This is a genomic window from Synechococcus sp. LA31 (assembly GCF_018502385.1).
Lineage (GTDB): Bacteria > Cyanobacteriota > Cyanobacteriia > PCC-6307 > Cyanobiaceae > Vulcanococcus.
In genome coordinates this window covers 1853246-1871528 of record NZ_CP075523.1, presented here as the reverse complement: position 1 = coordinate 1871528, position 18283 = coordinate 1853246, and the positions used below count along the sequence as shown (strand labels likewise).

Below are 18283 nucleotides of genomic sequence, written 5' to 3'. Positions count from 1 at the left end.
TGTGAGCACTATCGCCGCTCTTCTGGCTCAGCTTGAAGCCATCAGCCGCAGCCGCCCGGATCGGGTGCTGCGGCTCACAGGGCATCTGCCCGGAGATCACGGTGAGGAGTTGTTTGAGCTGCTGATCTTCCGCGGCTTCTCCAGCAGCGTCAGCCATCCCACCGCCTTTGATCCTGATCAGCCAGCTTTGTCTGAGGCGGCGCGCATCGAAGCGGCTCAGCTGCTGGCAGGGCCCCTCAACCCCGCGGCTGAGCAGGTGTTGGCAGGGCCGATGGCGGCCGAAGAGCTGCTCGATCCGCTCCGCTGGGCTTGAAGCTCAAACGCAGAAGCGCTCCCATGCCCCGCAGAGCTGCCTGAGTGCTGGGGCGTGGGCAGCCAGTTGGTCAGCCTGGGCCAGTTCAAAGTCGGCGAAGTCAAAGCCTGGGGCCACGGTGCAGCTCACCAGACACCAGGCTGAGCCGGGGCATGGTTCTGCGGCGAACCAACTGCCGGCTGGCACCACATGCTGGGGCTGCTGGCCATGGGCCAAATCCATGCCGAGGTGGGTGCTCCGGGCGATGCCGCTGCGGTTGAGTTCATGCACGACCAGCGGGCCGCCTCCGTGGATGTGCCAGATCTCATCGGAGTGGATCCGATGCCAATGGGAGCGTTCGCCCGCTCGCAGCAGAAACAGGATGGCCGTGCAGGCTGCCCGCGGGCCCCGCGGAGTTATCACCTGATGCTCGGCTTTGTAGGTCTCGCGGTAATGGCCTCCTTCTGGATGGGGCTGGAGACCAAGCTGAATGATCAGCTCAGCACTGTCACGCATCGGCCGCAGAGGGTGGGGTGGGCGTTGTGCTGGCCGATGTCTGACGCGTAGTGCCAGCAGCGTTCGCACTTCTCGCCGGCGGCCTTGGCAATGCGCACGCTGAGGCCTGATTCGCTGGCTTCCGCCAGCACCTCTGCCGGGGCGACGCCGCCTTGCCGTAGGGCAGACACGAGCAGCCAGTCGGCGAGGTTATCGACGCTGGGATGAGCGGTTGCTTCCAGCCAGGCCAGGGCTGTGCGGGTGGATTCGGCGCCATCGCCTAGTTCCAACTGCACCTGGGCCTCGAGGGAAGCACCCAGCTGACCGCTGGATCGACAGCTTTCCAGTTGGCGGTTCACCAGGGCCCGAAGGTGCAGGATCTGCTCCATCGGCTGCTCGAGCGCTGGCTGGTGCCACTCAGCCGGGGCCGTGGGCCAGCCCCGCTCGAATACCGAGCGCTCCGCCACGGCGTAGGGCAGGTTCTGCCAGATGTCTTCCGCCATATGGCAGAGCACCGGCGCGATCAGGCCGGCCAGGCGCTCCACCACCAGGGCCAGCACGGTCTGGCAGCTGCGGCGGCGGAAGTCAGCCGCACCGCTCACATACAAACGATCCTTGGCGATGTCGAGGTAGACGTTGGAAAGATCCACCACGCAGAAGTTCTGGAGCGCCTGGAAGAAGCGGTAGAACTCGAAGCGCTCGAAGTCTCCGGTCACGCTGTCGATCAGAGCGGCGGTGCGCTGCAGCATCCACTGATCCAGCAGCGGCAGCTCTGCGTAGGGCACGGCATCCGTGGCCGGATTGAAATCGTGCAGGTTGCCCAGTAGGTAGCGGGCCGTGTTGCGCACCTTGCGGTAGACGTCGGCCAGCTGTTTGACGATGCCGGGGCCTAGGGGCACATCGGCGGAGTAGTCAACAGAACTCACCCACAGGCGCAGCACATCGGCGCCGTAGGCCGGCTCCTGTTTTTCGTTCTTGCCGCCTTCCACCAGCACCGCGGGATCCACCACGTTGCCGAGCGACTTGCTCATCTTGCGGCCCTTCTCATCGAGGGTGAAGCCGTGGGTGAGCACCCGCTTGTAGGGCGCGTGGCCGTTCACGGCCACGGACGTGAGCAAGCTGCTCTGGAACCAGCCGCGGTGCTGATCACTGCCTTCGAGATACAGATCGGCTGGGTAGTGGAGTTCGGGTGCACGGCTTTCGCTGCCTGCGATGCCGCCCAGCACGCCGGCCCAGGAGGAGCCGGAGTCAAACCACACGTCCATCGTGTCGGTGCCTTTGCGCCACTGCGCTGCATCGGCGGCGTAGGGCTCGGGCAGCAGGCCTGCTTCATCGCGCTGCCACCACACATCGGATCCGTGCTCAGCGATCAAGGCCTGGATGTGATCGAGCGTGGTCTGGTTGAGCAGCACCTCACCGGTTTCACGGTGGTAGAAGACGGGAATCGGCACACCCCAGGTGCGCTGGCGGCTGATGCACCAGTCGCCGCGCTCGCTCACCATCGCTTCGATGCGGTTGCGGCCACTGGCCGGGAGCCATTCCACCTGGGCGATGGCGTCCAGGGCCGCAGCGCGGAAGCCCTCCACCGAAGCAAACCATTGCTCGGTGGCGCGGAAGATGGTGGGTTTCTTGGTGCGCCAGTCGTAGGGGTAGCGGTGCTCGTAGCGCTCCTGTTTGAGCAGGAGTCCTGTGCCCTCGAGCGCTTCGAGGATGGTTGGGTTGGCGTCCTTCAGCACGTTGGTGCCAGCGAAGGGGCCCGCTTCAGCGGTGAGGTTGCCGGCCTCATCCACTGGGCAGAGCACGGGCAGTCCGTACTTCTTACCGGTATTGAAGTCGTCAACGCCGTGGCCTGGGGCGGTGTGCACCAAGCCCGTGCCGGCTTCGGTGGTGATGTAGTCGCCGCCGATCACCACTTGGCTGGTGCGCTCCAGCAGCGGATGGCGGTAGACGATTCCCGCGAGATCGGCGCCCTTCACGCTCAGCAGGGGCTTGAGCGTTAGCCCCAAGCTGGTTTCCAGGCTTTCGCGCAACTCGGCGGCCACCACCAGATGGCTCACGCCGGGAGCGCTGTTGTCGCCTTGGGGGGCAACAGCGCAGATGGTGTAGTCGAGCCGCTCGTTCACCGACACCGCCAGGTTGGCGGGCAGGGTCCAGGGGGTGGTTGTCCAGATGGCGACAGCCAGGCCGCCTGCTGCAGTTGCGGCATCGCTGCTCAGGCCAGCGGCGCTCAGCCGGCCGGCCAGGGCCTCCGGCAGCTCCACAGCCGGGAAGGCTGCATACACGCTCGGGGAGGTGTGGCCGTCGGGGTATTCGAGTTCGGCTTCGGCCAGGGCGGTGCGGGAGCTGGGGCTCCAGTGCACGGGCTTGAGGCCCCGGTAGATGTGCCCGGCCAGCACCATGGCCCCGAACACGCCGATCTGGCCGGCTTCGTAGCTCTTCTGGAGGGTGAGGTAAGGCTGATCCCAGTCGGCCCAGATGCCCCAGCGACGGAAGCCGGCCTTTTGACCTTCCACCTGCTCGAGTGCATAGGCATGGGCTTTTTGGCGCAGGCTCACAGGGGTGAGTTCGGCCCGCTCGCTGCTCTTCAGGCCTTGCAGCACCTTCAACTCGATCGGCAGGCCGTGGCAGTCCCAGCCAGGAATGAACCGCGCCCGTTTGCCCTGCAGCAGGGCCGTTTTGTTGATGATGTCCTTGAGGATCTTGTTGAGAGCGTGGCCCACGTGCAGGGCCCCATTGGCATAGGGGGGGCCGTCGTGGAGCGTGAAGCTCTCGCCGCTGTTCTGCTGGCTCAGGCGCTCATAGAGCTGCAGTTCCGCCCAGAACGCCTGGATCTCTGGCTCGCGCACCTTGGCATTCGCCCGCATCGAGAAGGGCGTTTGCAGCAGGTTGAGGGTGTCTTTGTAGGAGGTGGCGGGCGCAGAGCTGGCGGTCACGGCGCCTTGGGCAGCAAGGGCCGATTATCCCGCCTGGCTGCCGGCGGCTTGCAGCAGCTGATCGATCTCGGCGAAGGAATGCACCACGTGCGTGGGTTCTGGGCTCGTGGCTTCCGGCTTTGCAGGCACAGGCTCAGCCGTGGTTTCGGTTCTCACCCAGCGCTTGCCACTGCTGGCTTTGCCGCCGCCGCGCTTGAGGGCAGCCAGCACGGTGCCGGCGGCTGCGCTCACCGTTGCAATTCCCCTGGCGACCGTGACCAGGAGTTCGCTGAGGCTGGTCTGCCAGCGTTCGATCGAGAGCAGACGCTGCTGCTCCTCGGGGGTGAGGGCACGCCAGCGCAGTTGCAGCACCTCAAGGCCCAGGCGACCGATCAGAAGCCCGCCGCAGAGCACCGCCAGCATCGGGGAGCCGGTGAGGCGATCAGCGCTGGTCACCAGGGTGAGCCCAAGCAACAGCACCACCGCCCCCCACATGGCATCGCGGGGGCGCGACAGCTCGCTGGCCATCAATGGCAGCAGCAGCACGGCCAGGCCCACCGCTAGGGCAAGCGTCCCGCTGAGGCTGGCAACCATGGGTCTGCTGAAGATTGACCCCATTCTTGGCGTATCCCTACAGTTGCGCCATGCCCACCTGGCGGAATTGGTAGACGCGCTGGGTTTAGGTTCCAGTGGCTTCGGCTGTGGGGGTTCAAGTCCCCCGGTGGGCATCGGGGCAAAGGCCCCAACTTCCTAAGGTGGCTTCACTGTTGGCCGGTGCAGCCAGGGAATGACGCAAGCTCTGGTTCAGTCGCTGGAGATGGATGGATCTCCCAGGGAGCTGCGGGCATCGGTGAGTGCGGTGCCGCGTGAGTACCTCGATCCACCGTCGGCCTGGAACCCCACGGTGGGGTTGTTTTTGGGTGGCTACGTGCTGGCTGCGATCACGATCGCGGGTTGGTTTGTGTGGGAGTGGCCCCTGCTGCCGCTGTTGGCGACCGGTTTTTTAGCCCTGCATCTTGAGGGCACCGTGATTCACGACGCCTGCCATAACGCCGCCCATCCGAATCGCTTCTGGAACGCTTTCATGGGCCATGGTGCGGCCCTGTTGCTGGGGTTCAGCTTCCCCGTGTTTACGCGGGTGCACCTGCAACACCACGCCCATGTGAACGATCCGAAGAACGACCCGGATCACATCGTGAGCACTTTTGGCCCGCTGTGGCTGATTGCACCCCGCTTCTTCTATCACGAGTATTTCTTCTTTCAGCGCCGCCTCTGGCGCCGCTATGAACTGCTGGAGTGGGGCTTAGGCCGCGGCATCTTCTTCATGATTGTGTTCGCCGGTATTCAATATGGCTTTATCGACTTCATCTTCAATTGCTGGTTCGCTCCGGCCCTGATGGTGGGCGTGACCTTGGGTTTGTTCTTCGACTACTTACCCCACCGCCCGTTTCTCTCCCGCAATCGCTGGCATAACGCCCGCATCTACCCCGGCAGGCTGATGAATTGGCTGATCATGGGTCAGAACTATCACTTGGTGCATCATCTCTGGCCTTCGATTCCCTGGTTTGAATACAAACCGGCCTACGAAGCCACAAAACCGATCCTTGATGCCAAGGGCTCACCGCAGAGGCTTGGCTTGTTTGAAAGCAAGGGTGATTTCACGAACTTCATCTACGACGTCCTGCTGGGAGTGCGCAGCCACAAGCGCCGCCGCAGCAAATTGCGGCCTATCGCAGGGTTGCTGCCCAGCTTCAAGGCGCGACGCCATGTTGTCGCGCTGCTGCATCGCACAGCCGTTTCGCCCAGACGCTGAGAGGTGCAAGCCGGCCGGTGCAAGTCGGCCTGGTTCAGTCAGCCAGGATTTTCGGCACGCGGAAGAAGTCGCCCTCGCGTTGAGGCGCTTCGTCGAGCAATTGCTCGCGCACGTCAGTGGTCACTACCACGTCGTCGCGGGTCGCGTTGACCACTTCCACCGCACGGGTCGTGGGAGGCACGCCCTCAGTGTCGACCGCCTGTAGGTGATCCACGTAGCCAAGGATCCGCTCGAGCTGGGTGGTGTAAGTGGCGATCTTCTCCTCAGGGAGGTCAAGGCGGGCCAGCTTGGCCACCTTGCGAACGTCGTCAGCGCTGATGTTGCTCATGAGCAGAACCTAGCTGGAGGGCTCATCCAGGAAGCGTTGCAGATCGGCAGCCAAGGCTGTGGCGGCCACATCCAGGAATCGGTTGCCGTGCTCGGCTGTGGCCAGAGAGGGGTGGGAGCCCATGCGTCCATCGGGGTGACGACGGCGGAAATCCTCAGGGCTGTGGATCGGTCCGGCTGGAGCGGGCTCTGGCAAGGGGCGCTGTTTGCTTTGCAGGCTTGGCTCTAGAGCGAGGGTGATGGCAATTTCGCTCGGGGTGGCGTGATGACCCTCCTTCTTCCCGTAGAGCTCCTTGGCCAGCGTCATTGCCTCGGGAGCCATGAACCAATTGGCCAGCTTGCAGCGCAGGGATCCCGCATTGTCGAGGCCGCGGCTGGCCGCGGTGCCGTAGGCCTGGGCGAAGGCGGCCTTGGTGGTGGCAATGTTGCCCCCGTGGCCATTGATCACGTAAATGCGCTCGAAGCCGTGACGGGCCAAGGAGAGCACCAGATCGTGAATCACGGCGAGCAGCGTGGCCGGCTGAAGGCTCATCGTGCCGGCGAAGCCGAGGTGGTGTTCAGCCATGCCAAAGGCTTGAGCCGGGGTCACCAGCACGCCTGTGCGGCAGCCCACTTCCAGTGCCACCGCTTCAGCGGTGAGTGCATCGGTGCCGATGGCGCCGGTGGGGCCGTGCTGCTCCGTGGAGCCCAGAGGCACGATCACGCCTTTGCAGCCCTCCAGGTAGGCCTCCACTTCCGGCCAGCTGCGCAGTTGCAGACGGATGTCCTCAGTACTGGTGGCAACCACGACGACACATCAGCTCACTTCGGCTCAGTATCTCTAGGATCTGAGACAGGTGGTTCCTGAGGGCACCCCATGCTGCAGCGCAAGCTCTATCGCTTCCAGTGCGAGCAACGCCCGATCTGGGTGTTTCTGCGCGATCAGCAGCGCTGGATTGAAGAGGCGCTGGTGGTGGAACTCGAGGGCGATCTGGTCACCCTCCGCTACGACGCTGAGGACGATGACGAGTTGCACAGCTGGGAGGAATGTGTGCGGCTCGATTCCATCGGCGCGATCAGCACCCGCCTGGCTTTCTTCAGCCGCAGCGCAGATGCTGACGACATCGAAGTAACGGGCGACTGCCCTGAATCGGAGCAGCTCCCCAGCCAGGGATAAGGCCTTCCTTCAGCCCACCTGAAGGGCAATCCAGAACAGAAAAATCGCCAGAAGCACCAATCCATCGAGGCGGCTGACGCGGCCAGTGGTGGGGCGGACGAGAAAGAGTGTGAGGGCTAGAAGCACCATCTCGAGTGGGTCGAGCCCGAGAATCACATCGCTGTGGATCACCGCTCCGATCAGCAACACCGCTGGAACGGTGAGGCACAGGGTGGAGAGCACCGAGCCATACAGCGTGTTGAGTGATCGCTGAACTTCGCCACGGGAAGCAGCCTGGAACGCATTGAGAGCTTCCGGCGCCAGCACGAGTAGGCCCACCAGTACACCACCCATGGAGCTGGGAAGTCCCAAATCGGTGATGCTGGTTTCGATCAGCTGACCCATCGATTCGGTGATCAGCACTAACAACAGCAATCCACCTGCCATCAGTGCAGCTGTGGGCAGGATTCCCCGCTTGTGGTTGTTGTCATCAATGTTGAAGCTTGTGCTGAGCCACTCCGCCTGACTTGCACTCTCTGTAAAGAGAGGTCGATAGGAGCCTGTTTGATAGCTGAGAAACACGGCATACAACCCAATCGCCACCAAGCTCAGTACGACATTCACAGACGTGGTGAAGTTGGCTTCATTGGTGAGGTGTGCAAAGTTGGGTGTCACCAGTGCCAGCACGCTGATCGCTGAGATCAGGCTTAAGTAGGTGGCTGAACCACTGAGGTTCATGCTGGCCAAATTGCTGTCATCAACCGGTTCGTCCAGCTGTCGCTCTTGTTCCTGGGAGGCCAGAAAGATGCTGATGCCTTTCACTCCAGTCAGGGCGATCATCAGAACGGCGAACATGGAATCCCGCGCCAGCGTTGGATTCTGTTCGCCAGTGGTCATGGTGCTGGCAATTAGCGCCAGCTCCACCACGATCGCCGAGCCCGTGAGGATCAAAGTGCCGTAGGGCTCACCCAGCCGCAAGGCCAGCTCATCGGCGTGATGGGCAACCCGGGTTGCCATTAAGAGCACGACGCCACTGAGTAAGACCAGTCCCAGCAAGACTAGTGGCGGTGGCTGGACGAGCAGCCAAGCCAGCACGGTTGTGGCTTTCAGCCCTGCCAGAACAGCAGCGCCCAGAATCAAGCTAACGATGGACGTGCCCACGTTGAACCTGAGCGTCTTCAGTGGGCCGTCCCGTTGCCGTCGTAGTCGTCGGTGTCGTAGTAGCCGCCTTTGGTGCCGAAAAAGAGTGTGGCCAGAACGAACAGGCCGCTGCCTCCGATCAGCACGGTGGCGAGTGTGAAGCCGCTGGAGTGCATGCTTGGCTGGGCGATGGCCTTCAGCCTACTTCGCTGATCCAGGCGTTGAAGTTGATGAAGGATTGCGTATTAGGTGGTACCAGCCCGTCGGGATAGGGGGGCGCAGTGTGGAATTCGTAATAGCTTGGTTGGGGCGGATAGTTGCCAAAGAATAGATTGGAATAGTTTGCGTCTTTCAGCGAGAAGATGATCCCTCCACCTGTGAGCTGTGCCTCACTGTCGTTAAAGCTTTTTGGCCGCAGCCTGTTGTCTCCGAGGTAGGGCGTTCCGGTGATCGGATCTACATTCCCTGGAATGCCTGTGCCGGCGGGTAGCAGTTCGTCAATTTTGACGCCATCAACTTTCCCTTTGATGGCCTTCACGCGGTAGAAGCCTTCGTCATTCGGTTTGCTGTTGGTGAACAGCTTGCCTTTGCCTATTGGGCTATCCCCTTCTGTGTTGGCATACTGCCACAGCCACTTGATACGCCCCATTGTCAAAAGTCGAATAATTTCATGCTCCTCGCGACGGCTTGGTTCGCAGGGTTCTGAAATGATTCGTGACGATCTGCTTCGCGGTTTTGAGGGCTCTTGTGCTTGATGATTTTTGGGAAGTCAAGTCATTCATCTTTCTTCCATGTTGCTGCGTGGTGTAGTTGTGCCAACTCATCGCGATCAATCTCTTCCCCAATCCTTCTTCGCCCGCCCCGCCGAACAGGTTGCTCCCGACCTCATCGGCTGCCTTCTGGTGAAACGCCAACCCGATGGCGACCTCCTGTGGGGCGCGATTGTGGAAACGGAGGCGTATTCCCAAGACGACCCCGCCTGCCACGGCTACCGCCGCCGCACCCCCAGCAACGAAACGCTCTTTGGTGAGCCAGGGCGTTTTTATGTCTATGTGAGCTACGGCATCCACCACTGCGTGAATGTGGTGACATACAAGCCGGATTGGGCCAATGGCGTGTTGCTGCGGGCGGTAGCCATGGCAGGGGAATCTGAGCGGGTGGCGGCGGGGCCCGCCTTATTGGCGCGCCGTTTTGCTCTTGATTGCGGCTACGACGCGCAGCCCGTGGATCCAGCCAACGGGCTGTGGCTCGCGCCTCGGCCGCCGCAGCTCCAGGCATTGGGGCCTAAGGAATTGGTGCAAACCACCCGTATTGGCATCAGTCAGGGGCAGGAGCTTCCCTGGCGCTGGTACTTGCGGGCCAGTCGCAGCGTGAGTAAGCGAGCCAGAGGTGATCGATTGCCTGCTCTGGCGGATGCCCTTTTCGTGGCCCCGCTGCCGATGGACTCTTAGCCTGAAGTCGACGCTTGCAGACCACCTTGAGCGACTGGACCCATCGCCATGTGCTGGATCTGTCGGCCTTCTCGCTCGATGATTTCGCCACGGTGCTCGAGCTGGCTCAGCGCTTCCGCGTGATGCCGACGTCCGGTGCGCGCAAGCTACCGGCCTTGCAGGGCCGGCTTGTGACCACCTTGTTCTTTGAGCCCAGCACCCGCACGCGCAGCAGCTTTGAGCTCGCTGCCAAGCGTCTCTCGGCTGACGTGCAGAGCTTCTCACCGTCCTCCAGTTCGTTAAGCAAGGGCGAAAGCTTGCTCGACACGGTGCGCACCTACGTGGCCATGGGTGCGGATCTGCTGGTGGTGCGGCATCGCTGCACGGGCGTGCCTGCAGCTCTAGCGCGTGATCTCGATGCCAGTGGCGAGCGGGTTGCAGTGCTCAATGGTGGCGATGGCCTGCACAGCCATCCCAGCCAGGGCCTTCTCGATCTGTTCACCCTGGCGCGCCATTTCAGCCCGGATGCCCCCACCCCGGAGGCGTTGCGCGGGCGCCGCATCGTGATCGTGGGCGACATCCTCCATTCTCGTGTGGCACGCTCCAACCTCTGGGCCCTCACCGCCTGCGGAGCCGAGGTGGTTTTGTGTGGGCCCGCCACGCTCCTGCCGGAGACGTTCGCGCAGTTCGCTGATGCTCCACCCCCAGGGCAGGCCGTGGATCCAGTGGTTCAGCGTGGCTCGATCCGGGTGGAGCGCGATCTGGATCAAGCCTTGGCTGGTGCTGATGCAGTGATGACCCTGCGGCTGCAGCAGGAGCGCATGAACCAGCATCTGCTCACCAGCCTGGAGAGCTACCACCGCGCCTATGGCCTCACCCATGCACGCCTCAGCGGCTGCTCTCCCGATGTGCCAGTGCTTCACCCAGGTCCGGTGAACCGTGGCGTGGAGATGAGCGGCGCCCTGCTTGACGATCCTCAGCGCTCCTTGGTGGAGCAGCAGGTCACTAACGGCATCGCGGTTCGGATGGCATTGCTGTATCTGATGGCAGCCAGTTGATCGGCTGTGGGCCGTTCAGAGCAGCTTGAAACCCTCGAGTAGCAGTCCGTAGCAGAAGCCGATACGGCTCATGTCGAGCAGTTGCAACCCCAGGCGGTCGCCGCTTCGGCGCAGCAAGGGGCGGCGCGCTCGGACCGCCAGCTCGATCATCGCCACGCAGATCAGAGCGGCGGGCGGATCAAGAAAAGCCCGTGCCCCGATGATCGTGCTCACAGCATTGCCGATGAAAAACGTGCTCAAAAGCACGATCAGCAGGAGTGACAGTCGGCGCCAGGGGTTGGTGGACCATTGCTCAAGCCGCGGCCAGGCACCGCCCAGGCTCTGCTGAAGGCGGGTGCGCTGCAGTGGGCGGGAGCTGTTCAATCAGGGCTCAGCTGTCGGCGTCTTTCTTGCGGGAGCCTTTGCCTTCCAGCAGCTCCAGCAGGGCTTCCATCTGAGCCATCACACCGCGAACCTCGCCGGCTTCAGGCAGCAGGCCGTCGTCCATCACGCCCTGGTGCATCTCGCGCAGTTCCTGTCGGATGTAGCGCAGATGGCTCACCACTTGCTCGCGTTTCGACTGCGACATGCCTGTGATCAGGAACGGACTGATCAGTCTCTTTTACCGCATCGCCCTCTAGCAGAGACCGGGCCGTGGTCAGCCCAGTGAATCCCACAGCCGTTACAGATGGGGTCGTGTCGCCTTACTTCTGGCCAAATTGGGCTTTGGCTTGTTCATAAAAGGCGAGCTCGATGCAGTGGTGGCCCGCCTCCTTGGCCAGGGTTTCGATGCGCTTGCGCACGGCTGGGCGCACGAAGAAAGGAATCTCCTTCAATTTGGCTTCGGCGTCTGCGCTCCAGTTCATCGCTGCCGTTGCTCAGCCTTCATTGGGTGGATGGAGAATAGGGGACTCGAACCCCTGACCTCTGCGGTGCGATCGCAGCGCTCTACCAGCTGAGCTAATTCCCCTCGAGTGCCCAACGCGGGGCTCTGGCGAGAACTTATCAGCCTTTACTGGTGCTGTAGCGGCTGATGTCCGTCCCCTGCTGTCCCCAGACATGACCGAGCCCGCCACGATCACGCCTGAACTGCTGGCCTCGCTGGATGAGGCTGCCCTAGCCGAGCTGGCCCGTCGTCTCGAAGATGACGACTACCCCACCCCGTTTGCGGGGCTTCGCGATTGGCATCTGTTGCGCGCTGTGGCCATTCATCGCCCCGAGTTGGCCAGGCCCTACGTGCACCTGGTGGATCAGGAACCCTTTGATGAAGACTGACCCGGCTCCAGCGGCACCGGCTGATCCGCTGAGGGGCAGGCGCATCCTGGTGGGCATCAGCGGCAGCATCGCCGCGGTGAAATTGCCTCTGGTGGTGAGCGCCCTCGCCAAACGCGGCGCTCAGGTGCGTTGCGTTCTCACCCCCAGTGCAGCCCAGCTGGTGAGCCCCGTGGCCCTCGCCAGCCTCAGCCGTGAACGTTGTTACCTCGATGCCGACCAGTGGAGCCATACCGCTGCGCGGCCTCTGCATGTGGAGCTGGCGGAATGGGCCGAACTGGTGTTGTTGGCTCCTCTCAGTGCCACGAGCCTGGGCCGCTGGGTGTATGGCCTGGGCGACACATTGCTGGCGGCCACCCTGCTCGCCACCGAGGCACCGGTGCTGGCGGCCGCAGCCATGAACACCGCCATGTGGTCCTCGCCTGGGGTGCATGGCAATTGGGAGAGGTTGCAGGGTTTTGCGGGAGTGCTCCCCCTCGGCCCTGCCGAGGGGCTGCTGGCCTGTGATCGCCAAGGGTCCGGTCGTATGGCAGAACCCGCCCTGCTGCTGTTGGCCCTGGAAAGCCTGGCCTGTTGGGGCTGGCAGCGCGACTGGCACGGCCGTCGCTTGTTGGTGACGGCTGGTCCCACCCGGGAGTGGTTGGATCCGGCCCGTTGCATCAGTAACCCCAGTACCGGCCGCATGGGGGTGCTGCTGGCTCAGGCCGCTCGGCTGCGGGGCGCTGCGGTGCAGCTGGTGCATGGGCCTCTGCAGGTTGAGCCAGCGTGGCTCGAGGGGGTGGAGTCGCACCCGATCGAGACCGGCGCTGAGCTGCAGCAGACGCTTCAGCGCTTACAGCCCCAGGTGGATGCCATTGCCATGGCGGCGGCTGTGGCCGACCATCGACCTGCCAGGCCGTTGGCCCATAAAAGCGATAAGGCGGGCTGTGCCGAGGCGATGGCGGCCGGTTGGGAGGCGGTGCCGGATCTGCTGATCGAGCTTGTGCAGCACCGCCTGCCCCACCAGGCGATCCTTGGTTTTGCAGCCCACAGCGGCGAGGTGCTTCCTCAGGCTCGGGCGAAATTGGCGCGGAAGGGTTGCGATCTGCTGCTTGCCAATCCAATTGATCAACCAGGCGCAGGCTTTGGCAGCGCCCTCAATCAGGGCTGGTTGCTGGGACCAGGTTGTGCGGAGGAGCGCTTGGAGCCCATGGCCAAATTGGCGATGGGCCACCTATTACTGGATCGCCTCGGCGGCTTGCTGGCCACCCGTTGTCCTGCTTAGGCGGCCAGGGCTGAGCCGGAATCGCCGCTCTGCAGCAGATCCATGAAGGTGCGCAGCTGTAGGCGGGGGATATAGGGCCAGCCACCGCTCTTTTCCATGCCTTGCAGCAGGTTGAACAGCTCGCCGCGGTCGGCGGGAAGGCTGGAGCGGAAGGGGCCGTCTTGAATGTTGCGGTGCAGCTCTTCCAGGCGGCGCAACAGCAGGAGAAGCGCCTCGGAATCACCATCCACCTCATCAGACAGGGCCTGGATGCTGAGCAGCTCCTCGCTGAGGCGAGCTTCCCAGTCACCTGCGGCCAGGTTGTTTGTGGTGCGGTGATCGCTGCTGCCTTCGTTCATGCGTTCTGAATCGGCCGCCCTCGCATACAGGTTGTTGAGAGCCGCGACATGGTACGCGGAATGGGCTTTTTGCACCGGTAGTATCCGCAGCGGGCGCACCCCCACCCAGAGGTATTCCCCGCCAGACCGGCTTCTCCCCATGCGTTTCCGTCCCCTGCTGGCCCTCGTGCTGGCGCTTTGTCTCACCCTCGTGACCGCCTGCAGCGGCGGCGCCAAGGCTGTTGATCGGGCCAACCTCACCTACGACGACATCCACAACACCGGTCTGGCTAACGACTGCCCGACCCTGCCCGATTCGGCTCGCGGTTCGATCGGCCTGGACGCCGGCAGCAAGTACCAGCTCCGGGAGATCTGCATGCACCCCTCTGAGGTGTTTGTGAAAGGAGAACCCGCTAACAAGCGCCAAGAGGCGCAGTTTGTGGAGTCCAAAATCCTCACTCGCTTCACCACCAGCCTTGACCAGGTCTATGGCGACCTGGCGGTGACCGATAACGGCATCAACTTCCAGGAGCAGGGCGGGATCGACTTCCAGATCGTGACCGTGCTTCTGCCCGGCGGTGAGGAAGTGCCTTTCACCTTCTCGAGCAAGGAGCTCAGCGCAACCGCTGATGGCGCTGCTCTCACCACCAGCACAGACCTGAACGGCACCTATCGGGTGCCGAGCTACCGCACCTCCAACTTCCTTGACCCCAAGGGTCGTGCGCTTACAACCGGGGTGCAGTACGCCCAAGGTCTGGTTGCGCTGAATGGCCAGGATGACGAGCTGGCTCGCGAGAACAGCAAGCGCTACATCGACGGCACCGGTGAGATGAACCTCTCCATCACCAAAGTTGATGCGTCCACCGGTGAATTCGCTGGCGTGTTCACGGCCGTTCAGCCGTCTGACACCGACATGGGCAGCCATGACCCCGTCGATGTGAAGATCGTTGGCCAGCTCTACGGCCGTCTCGAAAAGGCTTGATCCGGTTCGAGCGTTCTTGATCGCCAGGGGCCCTAGGGCCCCTTTTTTGTGTCTTGTCCCAGTCGGGATATCCATGGATATCCCGACTGGGACAGCGTCTGGCTTCGGTTCCTGCCGCTGTTGACGTACCCCTTAGGACGCGCTCTGGGAGAATCCCCTCCAACGCATGCCTCTACCGCCGCCATGACGAGCACCGTTGCCTCCCCCCAAGGCCTGATTGCACCTCACGGCGGCAGCCTGGTGGACCTGCGGGTGCCTGCGGAGCAGCGCGATGCCGTGAAGGCCGGTGTTGATCACGTGGTGGAGTGCTCTGATCGCAACGCTTGCGATGTGGAGCTGCTGATGGTGGGGGGCTTTTCGCCCCTGCGCGGCTTCATGCACCAAGACGACTATCAGTCGGTGGTGGAGAGCAACCGCACCACCAGCGGCCTGCTGTTTGGCCTGCCGATCGTGATGGACACCCATCGCGACGACATCGCCGTGGGCCAAAAGCTGTTGCTCACCTACCGCGGCCAGGAGCTGGCGGTGATGACCGTGGAGAGCAAGTGGGAGCCAGACAAGGCCCGTGAGGCGGTGGGTTGCTACGGCACCTCCTCGATCGAACACCCCGCCGTGAAGATGATCGCCACCGAGCGCGGTCGTTACTACCTCGGTGGTGCCATTCAGGGCCTGGAGTTGCCCCAGCGCGTGTTCCCCTGCAAAACACCTGCCGAGGTTCGCGCCAACCTGCCAGAGGGGCAGGACGTGGTGGCCTTCCAGTGCCGTAATCCCATCCACCGCGCCCACTACGAGCTGTTCACCCGCGCCCTTGATGCCACCAACGTGAGCAATGACGGCGTGGTGCTGGTGCATCCCACCTGCGGCCCGACTCAGGACGACGACATTCCTGGTGCGGTGCGCTTCCAGACCTACGAGCGATTGGCTGCTGAGGTGAACAACCCCCGCATCCGTTGGTCGTATCTGCCCTACTCGATGCACATGGCTGGTCCCCGGGAGGCCCTGCAGCACATGATCATCCGCAAGAACTACGGCTGCACCCACTTCATCATTGGTCGCGACATGGCGGGCTGCAAGAGCTCCATCAGCGGCGACGACTTCTACGGCCCGTATCAGGCACAGGATTTTGCCCGCGATCACGCACCTGAGCTCGGCATGGAGACAGTGCCGTCGCTCAACCTCGTCTACACCGAAGAGGAGGGCTACGTGACCGCCGAGCATGCCGAGGCCCGTGGCCTGCACGTCAAGAAGCTCAGCGGCACCCAGTTCCGCAAGATGCTGCGCAGCGGCGAGGAGATCCCCGAGTGGTTTGCTTTCCGTAGCGTGGTCGACGTGCTGCGATCCGCAGCCTGAGAGCGGTTAACATTCCTTAATCACAGCGGAGATCCAAGTGAAGAAGCGCTGGCGCAATGCAGGCCTCTACGTCCTCCTGGCCGTGGTGGTGATCGCCGTTGGCACGGCTTTCCTCGACCGTCCCGATCCGGCCAACGCGCCGCGCACGCTTCGCTACAGCGATTTCGTGGAGGCCGTTGAGGGCAACGAGGTGTCGCGGGTGCTGATTGCCCCGGATCGAGGCACCGCTCAGGTCGTGGAGAACAACGGCCAGCGCGCCGTGGTGAACCTCGCCCCCGACAAAGATCTCCTCAAGCTTCTGGAAGACCACAAGGTCGACATCGCTGTTGAGCCATCGCGTCAGGCCCAGCCCTGGCAGCAAGCCATCGGTTCGCTGATCTTCCCCCTGCTGCTGCTGGGTGGGTTGTTCTTCCTGCTGCGCCGCGCCCAAGGCGGTGGCGGTAACCCTGCCATGAGCTTTGGCAAGAGCAAGGCCCGGTTGCAGATGGAGCCGCAGACCCAGGTGACCTTCGGCGATGTAGCCGGTATTGAAGGCGCCAAGCTCGAGCTCACGGAAGTCGTCGATTTCCTCAAGAACCCCGATCGCTTCACCGCAGTTGGGGCCAAGATCCCCAAGGGTGTGCTGCTGGTGGGCCCTCCAGGCACCGGTAAAACCCTGCTTGCCAAGGCCGTGGCTGGCGAAGCTGGCGTGCCTTTCTTCTCAATCTCCGGTTCGGAGTTTGTGGAGATGTTTGTGGGCGTGGGTGCCAGCCGCGTGCGCGATCTGTTCGAGCAAGCCAAGAAGAGCGCACCCTGCATCGTCTTCATCGACGAGATCGACGCGGTGGGTCGTCAGCGTGGCGCTGGTCTCGGTGGCGGCAACGACGAGCGCGAGCAGACCCTCAACCAGCTGCTCACTGAGATGGACGGCTTTGAAGGCAACACCGGCATCATCATCGTGGCGGCTACCAACCGCCCCGATGTGTTGGATGCGGCGTTGATGCGTCCAGGCCGTTTTGACCGCCAAGTGGTTGTCGATCGCCCCGACTATGCCGGTCGTCTCCAGATCCTTGGCGTGCACGCCCGCGGCAAGACCCTGGCCAAGGACGTTGACCTCGACAAGATCGCCCGACGCACTCCCGGCTACACCGGTGCTGATCTCGCCAACCTGCTCAACGAGGCCGCCATCCTGGCTGCTCGCCGTGAGCTCACCGAAGTCTCCATGGATGAGGTGAACGACGCGATTGAGCGCGTGATGGCCGGCCCTGAGAAGAAGGATCGGGTGATGAGTGAGAAGCGCAAGCGCTTGGTGGCGTATCACGAAGCGGGCCATGCCCTGGTGGGCGCTCTGATGCCCGATTACGACCCGGTTCAGAAGATCTCGATCATTCCCCGCGGCAACGCCGGCGGCCTCACCTTCTTCACCCCCAGTGAAGAGCGCATGGAATCGGGCCTCTACTCCCGCGCCTATCTGCACAACCAGATGGCGGTGGCCCTCGGTGGCCGTGTGGCTGAAGAGATCGTCTACGGCGAAGACGAAGTCACCACCGGTGCATCCAATGACCTTCAGCAGGTCGCCCGTGTGGCACGTCAGATGGTCACTCGCTTTGGGATGAGCGATCGCCTTGGGCCTGTGGCTCTGGGCCGGAGCCAGGGAGGCATGTTCCTTGGACGCGACATCGCTGCCGAGCGCGATTTCTCCGAAGACACGGCCGCTGCTATCGACGAGGAGGTGAGCCAATTGGTGGCCGAGGCTTACAAGCGCGCGACAGCTGTGCTCAACGGCAACCGCAAGGTGCTCGATGAACTGGCTGACATGCTCGTGGAGCGTGAAACGGTTGACGCTGAGGACCTGCAGGAGCTGTTGATCCGCAGCGATGTACGGGTGGCGGAATACGTCTGATCCCTCTGCTCTGATCCAAGGTCTGCATCGCCAGCCTGTGCTGGCGGTGCTCCGGCCTCGCGATATCCATGAGGCCCGCCATCAGCTGCAGCTTTTGCAGCAGTCGGGCCTTCGCCATGTGGAGCTCGCCGTGCAGGCTGAAGAGGTCTGGGTCGGTATGGCCCGCAGCCTGGTGATCGAGTTCCCGGGGCTGAGGCTTGGAGCAGCGTCCGTGTGCACGCCGGCCGGCCTTCAGGCGGCAATTGCTGCAGGTCTCGGCTATGTCGTGTCGCCAATTCTTGACCCTCAGCTCCTTCAGCAGGCGGCTGATGCTTCCATCACCCTGGTGCCAGGGGTGTTCAGCCCCAGTGAGGTGGCAGCTGCTGTGCGTTGGGGCGCATCTGCTGTGAAGCTCTATCCCGCTGCGAGCCTCGGGTCTGCCTATTGGCGATCTTTGGCTGGGCCGCTGCATCCCTTGCCGTTCTGCATTGCAGCCGGTGGCCTCTCGATCGCTGATGTGCCCGGTTGGATCAAGGCCGGAGTGGATGCGGTTGCGTTGGGCAGCACCCTTTTCAGCGGAGCCGGTGAAGCATGCGCGCTGCGGCCAGGGCTGCCGGATTTGCTCACTGTGTTGTCAGGCTGAGAATCAAGTGCTA

23 protein-coding genes and 2 tRNA genes are annotated in these 18283 nt (G+C 63.0%); 12 read left to right on the top strand and 13 right to left on the bottom strand.

The features are described 5' to 3' along the window. Position 1: 1 nt before the first annotated feature. A complete protein-coding gene (locus KJJ24_RS10225) occupies positions 2-313 on the top strand; it encodes a hypothetical protein (protein ID WP_250544621.1) in 312 nt (103 codons plus the stop codon). A 3-nt stretch (positions 314-316) separates the two neighbouring features. Here KJJ24_RS10225 and KJJ24_RS10220 read toward each other — a convergent pair whose 3' ends face one another. Genes KJJ24_RS10220 through KJJ24_RS10210 form a run of 3 tightly spaced genes read right to left on the bottom strand, consistent with a single transcriptional unit; the run spans position 317 to position 4293 of the window. Continuing rightward, on the bottom strand, positions 317-808 hold the full coding sequence (locus KJJ24_RS10220; RefSeq protein ID WP_214338491.1) for a cupin domain-containing protein: 492 nt from the start codon (positions 806-808) through the stop codon (positions 317-319). Then, a complete protein-coding gene (gene ileS, locus KJJ24_RS10215) occupies positions 787-3720 on the bottom strand; it encodes an isoleucine--tRNA ligase (protein ID WP_214338489.1) in 2934 nt (977 codons plus the stop codon). Before ileS ends, KJJ24_RS10220 begins: the two co-directional genes overlap by 22 nt. 24 nt (positions 3721-3744) lie before the next feature. After that, entirely contained in the window at positions 3745-4293 is a 549-nt protein-coding gene (locus KJJ24_RS10210; RefSeq protein WP_214338487.1) for a Ycf66 family protein, read from the bottom strand. 52 nt (positions 4294-4345) lie between these two features. Between KJJ24_RS10210 and KJJ24_RS10205 the strand changes: the two genes are divergently transcribed. Further along, a tRNA-Leu gene (locus KJJ24_RS10205) sits at positions 4346-4427 on the top strand. A 59-nt stretch (positions 4428-4486) separates the two neighbouring features. Continuing rightward, positions 4487-5512, top strand: a complete 1026-nt coding sequence (crtR, locus tag KJJ24_RS10200) for a beta-carotene hydroxylase (RefSeq protein WP_214338486.1) — start codon at positions 4487-4489, stop codon at positions 5510-5512. A 34-nt stretch (positions 5513-5546) separates the two neighbouring features. On the opposite strand, the gene gatC is transcribed toward crtR, so the two are convergent. Together gatC and KJJ24_RS10190 are read right to left on the bottom strand one after the other, a co-directional pair. Continuing rightward, entirely contained in the window at positions 5547-5840 is a 294-nt protein-coding gene (gene gatC / locus KJJ24_RS10195) for an Asp-tRNA(Asn)/Glu-tRNA(Gln) amidotransferase subunit GatC (protein ID WP_214338484.1), read from the bottom strand. Positions 5841-5849: 9 nt separating this feature from the next. After that, a complete protein-coding gene (locus KJJ24_RS10190; protein WP_214338482.1) occupies positions 5850-6626 on the bottom strand; it encodes a creatininase family protein in 777 nt (258 codons plus the stop codon). A 69-nt stretch (positions 6627-6695) separates the two neighbouring features. Here KJJ24_RS10190 and KJJ24_RS10185 point away from each other — a divergent pair, with 69 nt between their 5' ends. Next, complete coding sequence (locus KJJ24_RS10185) at positions 6696-6995, top strand: DUF6679 family protein (RefSeq protein ID WP_214338480.1); 300 nt, start codon at positions 6696-6698, stop codon at positions 6993-6995. Between the two features lie 9 nt (positions 6996-7004). Here KJJ24_RS10185 and KJJ24_RS10180 read toward each other — a convergent pair whose 3' ends face one another. The 3 genes from KJJ24_RS10180 to KJJ24_RS10170 all read right to left on the bottom strand — a co-directional run bounded on the left by KJJ24_RS10180 (position 7005) and on the right by KJJ24_RS10170 (position 8763). Then, on the bottom strand, positions 7005-7991 hold the full coding sequence (locus KJJ24_RS10180) for a sodium:calcium antiporter (protein ID WP_250544619.1): 987 nt from the start codon (positions 7989-7991) through the stop codon (positions 7005-7007). A 161-nt stretch (positions 7992-8152) separates the two neighbouring features. Next, a complete protein-coding gene (locus KJJ24_RS10175) occupies positions 8153-8290 on the bottom strand; it encodes a hypothetical protein (RefSeq protein WP_214338478.1) in 138 nt (45 codons plus the stop codon). Positions 8291-8310: 20 nt separating this feature from the next. Further along, positions 8311-8763 carry a hypothetical protein gene (locus KJJ24_RS10170; protein WP_214338477.1) on the bottom strand — a complete coding sequence of 151 codons (453 nt, stop codon included), beginning with the start codon at positions 8761-8763 and terminating at the stop codon, positions 8311-8313. 142 nt (positions 8764-8905) lie between these two features. On the opposite strand from KJJ24_RS10170, the gene KJJ24_RS10165 reads away from it, so the two are divergent. Then, positions 8906-9565 (top strand): DNA-3-methyladenine glycosylase, encoded by a 660-nt coding sequence (locus KJJ24_RS10165; RefSeq protein WP_214338476.1) that lies wholly within the window; start codon positions 8906-8908, stop codon positions 9563-9565. Positions 9566-9591: 26 nt separating this feature from the next. Beyond that, a complete protein-coding gene (locus tag KJJ24_RS10160) occupies positions 9592-10602 on the top strand; it encodes an aspartate carbamoyltransferase catalytic subunit (protein ID WP_214343551.1) in 1011 nt (336 codons plus the stop codon). A 15-nt stretch (positions 10603-10617) separates the two neighbouring features. On the opposite strand, the gene KJJ24_RS10155 is transcribed toward KJJ24_RS10160, so the two are convergent. The 4 genes from KJJ24_RS10155 to KJJ24_RS10140 all read right to left on the bottom strand — a co-directional run bounded on the left by KJJ24_RS10155 (position 10618) and on the right by KJJ24_RS10140 (position 11551). Further along, complete coding sequence (locus tag KJJ24_RS10155) at positions 10618-10965, bottom strand: DUF565 domain-containing protein (protein ID WP_214338475.1); 348 nt, start codon at positions 10963-10965, stop codon at positions 10618-10620. A gap of 7 nt (positions 10966-10972) precedes the next feature. Next, positions 10973-11170: a hypothetical protein gene (locus tag KJJ24_RS10150; RefSeq protein WP_010311955.1), complete on the bottom strand. Its 198-nt coding sequence runs from the start codon at positions 11168-11170 to the stop codon at positions 10973-10975. 115 nt (positions 11171-11285) lie between these two features. Next, on the bottom strand, positions 11286-11447 hold the full coding sequence (locus tag KJJ24_RS10145; RefSeq protein ID WP_214338474.1) for a PCP reductase family protein: 162 nt from the start codon (positions 11445-11447) through the stop codon (positions 11286-11288). Positions 11448-11478: 31 nt separating this feature from the next. Further along, positions 11479-11551 (bottom strand) — tRNA-Ala (locus tag KJJ24_RS10140). An 89-nt stretch (positions 11552-11640) separates the two neighbouring features. On the opposite strand from KJJ24_RS10140, the gene KJJ24_RS10135 reads away from it, so the two are divergent. Beyond that, the gene (locus tag KJJ24_RS10135; RefSeq protein WP_214338472.1) at positions 11641-11856 is read left to right on the top strand and encodes a DUF2555 domain-containing protein; all 216 of its coding nucleotides are present in this window, start codon (positions 11641-11643) and stop codon (positions 11854-11856) included. Further along, positions 11846-13117: a bifunctional phosphopantothenoylcysteine decarboxylase/phosphopantothenate--cysteine ligase CoaBC gene (gene coaBC / locus KJJ24_RS10130; RefSeq protein ID WP_214338470.1), complete on the top strand. Its 1272-nt coding sequence runs from the start codon at positions 11846-11848 to the stop codon at positions 13115-13117. Before KJJ24_RS10135 ends, coaBC begins: the two co-directional genes overlap by 11 nt. Here coaBC and KJJ24_RS10125 read toward each other — a convergent pair. After that, on the bottom strand, positions 13114-13455 hold the full coding sequence (locus tag KJJ24_RS10125; RefSeq protein ID WP_214338468.1) for a hypothetical protein: 342 nt from the start codon (positions 13453-13455) through the stop codon (positions 13114-13116). The two genes, coaBC and KJJ24_RS10125, sit on opposite strands and share 4 nt — an antisense overlap. Positions 13456-13594: 139 nt before the next feature. Between KJJ24_RS10125 and KJJ24_RS10120 the strand changes: the two genes are divergently transcribed. The 4 genes from KJJ24_RS10120 to KJJ24_RS10105 all read left to right on the top strand — a co-directional run bounded on the left by KJJ24_RS10120 (position 13595) and on the right by KJJ24_RS10105 (position 18270). Continuing rightward, the gene (locus KJJ24_RS10120; RefSeq protein ID WP_214338466.1) at positions 13595-14416 is read left to right on the top strand and encodes a photosystem II manganese-stabilizing polypeptide; all 822 of its coding nucleotides are present in this window, start codon (positions 13595-13597) and stop codon (positions 14414-14416) included. Between the two features lie 183 nt (positions 14417-14599). Beyond that, positions 14600-15766 carry a sulfate adenylyltransferase gene (gene sat / locus KJJ24_RS10115; protein WP_214338464.1) on the top strand — a complete coding sequence of 389 codons (1167 nt, stop codon included), beginning with the start codon at positions 14600-14602 and terminating at the stop codon, positions 15764-15766. A gap of 37 nt (positions 15767-15803) precedes the next feature. Next, a complete protein-coding gene (ftsH3, locus tag KJJ24_RS10110; protein WP_214338461.1) occupies positions 15804-17648 on the top strand; it encodes an ATP-dependent zinc metalloprotease FtsH3 in 1845 nt (614 codons plus the stop codon). Beyond that, positions 17623-18270, top strand: a complete 648-nt coding sequence (locus tag KJJ24_RS10105; RefSeq protein ID WP_250544617.1) for a bifunctional 4-hydroxy-2-oxoglutarate aldolase/2-dehydro-3-deoxy-phosphogluconate aldolase — start codon at positions 17623-17625, stop codon at positions 18268-18270. The genes ftsH3 and KJJ24_RS10105 overlap by 26 nt, the downstream gene beginning before the upstream one ends. The last annotated feature ends 13 nt before the right edge of the window (positions 18271-18283 follow it).

Excerpts from the sequence above, each read along its gene's own strand:
- KJJ24_RS10180 (WP_250544619.1), bottom strand. The coding sequence starts at position 7,991 with ATGGCAACCCGGGTTGCCCATCACGCCGATGAGCTGGCCTTGCGGCTG.
- KJJ24_RS10105 (WP_250544617.1), top strand. The coding sequence starts at position 17,623 with ATGTACGGGTGGCGGAATACGTCTGATCCCTCTGCTCTGATCCAAGGT.
- KJJ24_RS10120 (WP_214338466.1), top strand. The coding sequence starts at position 13,595 with ATGCGTTTCCGTCCCCTGCTGGCCCTCGTGCTGGCGCTTTGTCTCACC.
- KJJ24_RS10165 (WP_214338476.1), top strand. The coding sequence starts at position 8,906 with ATGTTGCTGCGTGGTGTAGTTGTGCCAACTCATCGCGATCAATCTCTT.
- crtR (WP_214338486.1), top strand. The coding sequence starts at position 4,487 with ATGACGCAAGCTCTGGTTCAGTCGCTGGAGATGGATGGATCTCCCAGG.
- KJJ24_RS10185 (WP_214338480.1), top strand. The coding sequence starts at position 6,696 with ATGCTGCAGCGCAAGCTCTATCGCTTCCAGTGCGAGCAACGCCCGATC.
- coaBC (WP_214338470.1), top strand. The coding sequence starts at position 11,846 with ATGAAGACTGACCCGGCTCCAGCGGCACCGGCTGATCCGCTGAGGGGC.
- KJJ24_RS10125 (WP_214338468.1), bottom strand. The coding sequence starts at position 13,455 with ATGAACGAAGGCAGCAGCGATCACCGCACCACAAACAACCTGGCCGCA.
- KJJ24_RS10145 (WP_214338474.1), bottom strand. The coding sequence starts at position 11,447 with ATGAACTGGAGCGCAGACGCCGAAGCCAAATTGAAGGAGATTCCTTTC.
- gatC (WP_214338484.1), bottom strand. The coding sequence starts at position 5,840 with ATGAGCAACATCAGCGCTGACGACGTTCGCAAGGTGGCCAAGCTGGCC.
- KJJ24_RS10220 (WP_214338491.1), bottom strand. The coding sequence starts at position 808 with ATGCGTGACAGTGCTGAGCTGATCATTCAGCTTGGTCTCCAGCCCCAT.
- KJJ24_RS10175 (WP_214338478.1), bottom strand. The coding sequence starts at position 8,290 with ATGCACTCCAGCGGCTTCACACTCGCCACCGTGCTGATCGGAGGCAGC.
- KJJ24_RS10210 (WP_214338487.1), bottom strand. The coding sequence starts at position 4,293 with ATGGTTGCCAGCCTCAGCGGGACGCTTGCCCTAGCGGTGGGCCTGGCC.
- sat (WP_214338464.1), top strand. The coding sequence starts at position 14,600 with ATGACGAGCACCGTTGCCTCCCCCCAAGGCCTGATTGCACCTCACGGC.
- KJJ24_RS10150 (WP_010311955.1), bottom strand. The coding sequence starts at position 11,170 with ATGTCGCAGTCGAAACGCGAGCAAGTGGTGAGCCATCTGCGCTACATC.
- KJJ24_RS10170 (WP_214338477.1), bottom strand. The coding sequence starts at position 8,763 with ATGGGGCGTATCAAGTGGCTGTGGCAGTATGCCAACACAGAAGGGGAT.
- KJJ24_RS10135 (WP_214338472.1), top strand. The coding sequence starts at position 11,641 with ATGACCGAGCCCGCCACGATCACGCCTGAACTGCTGGCCTCGCTGGAT.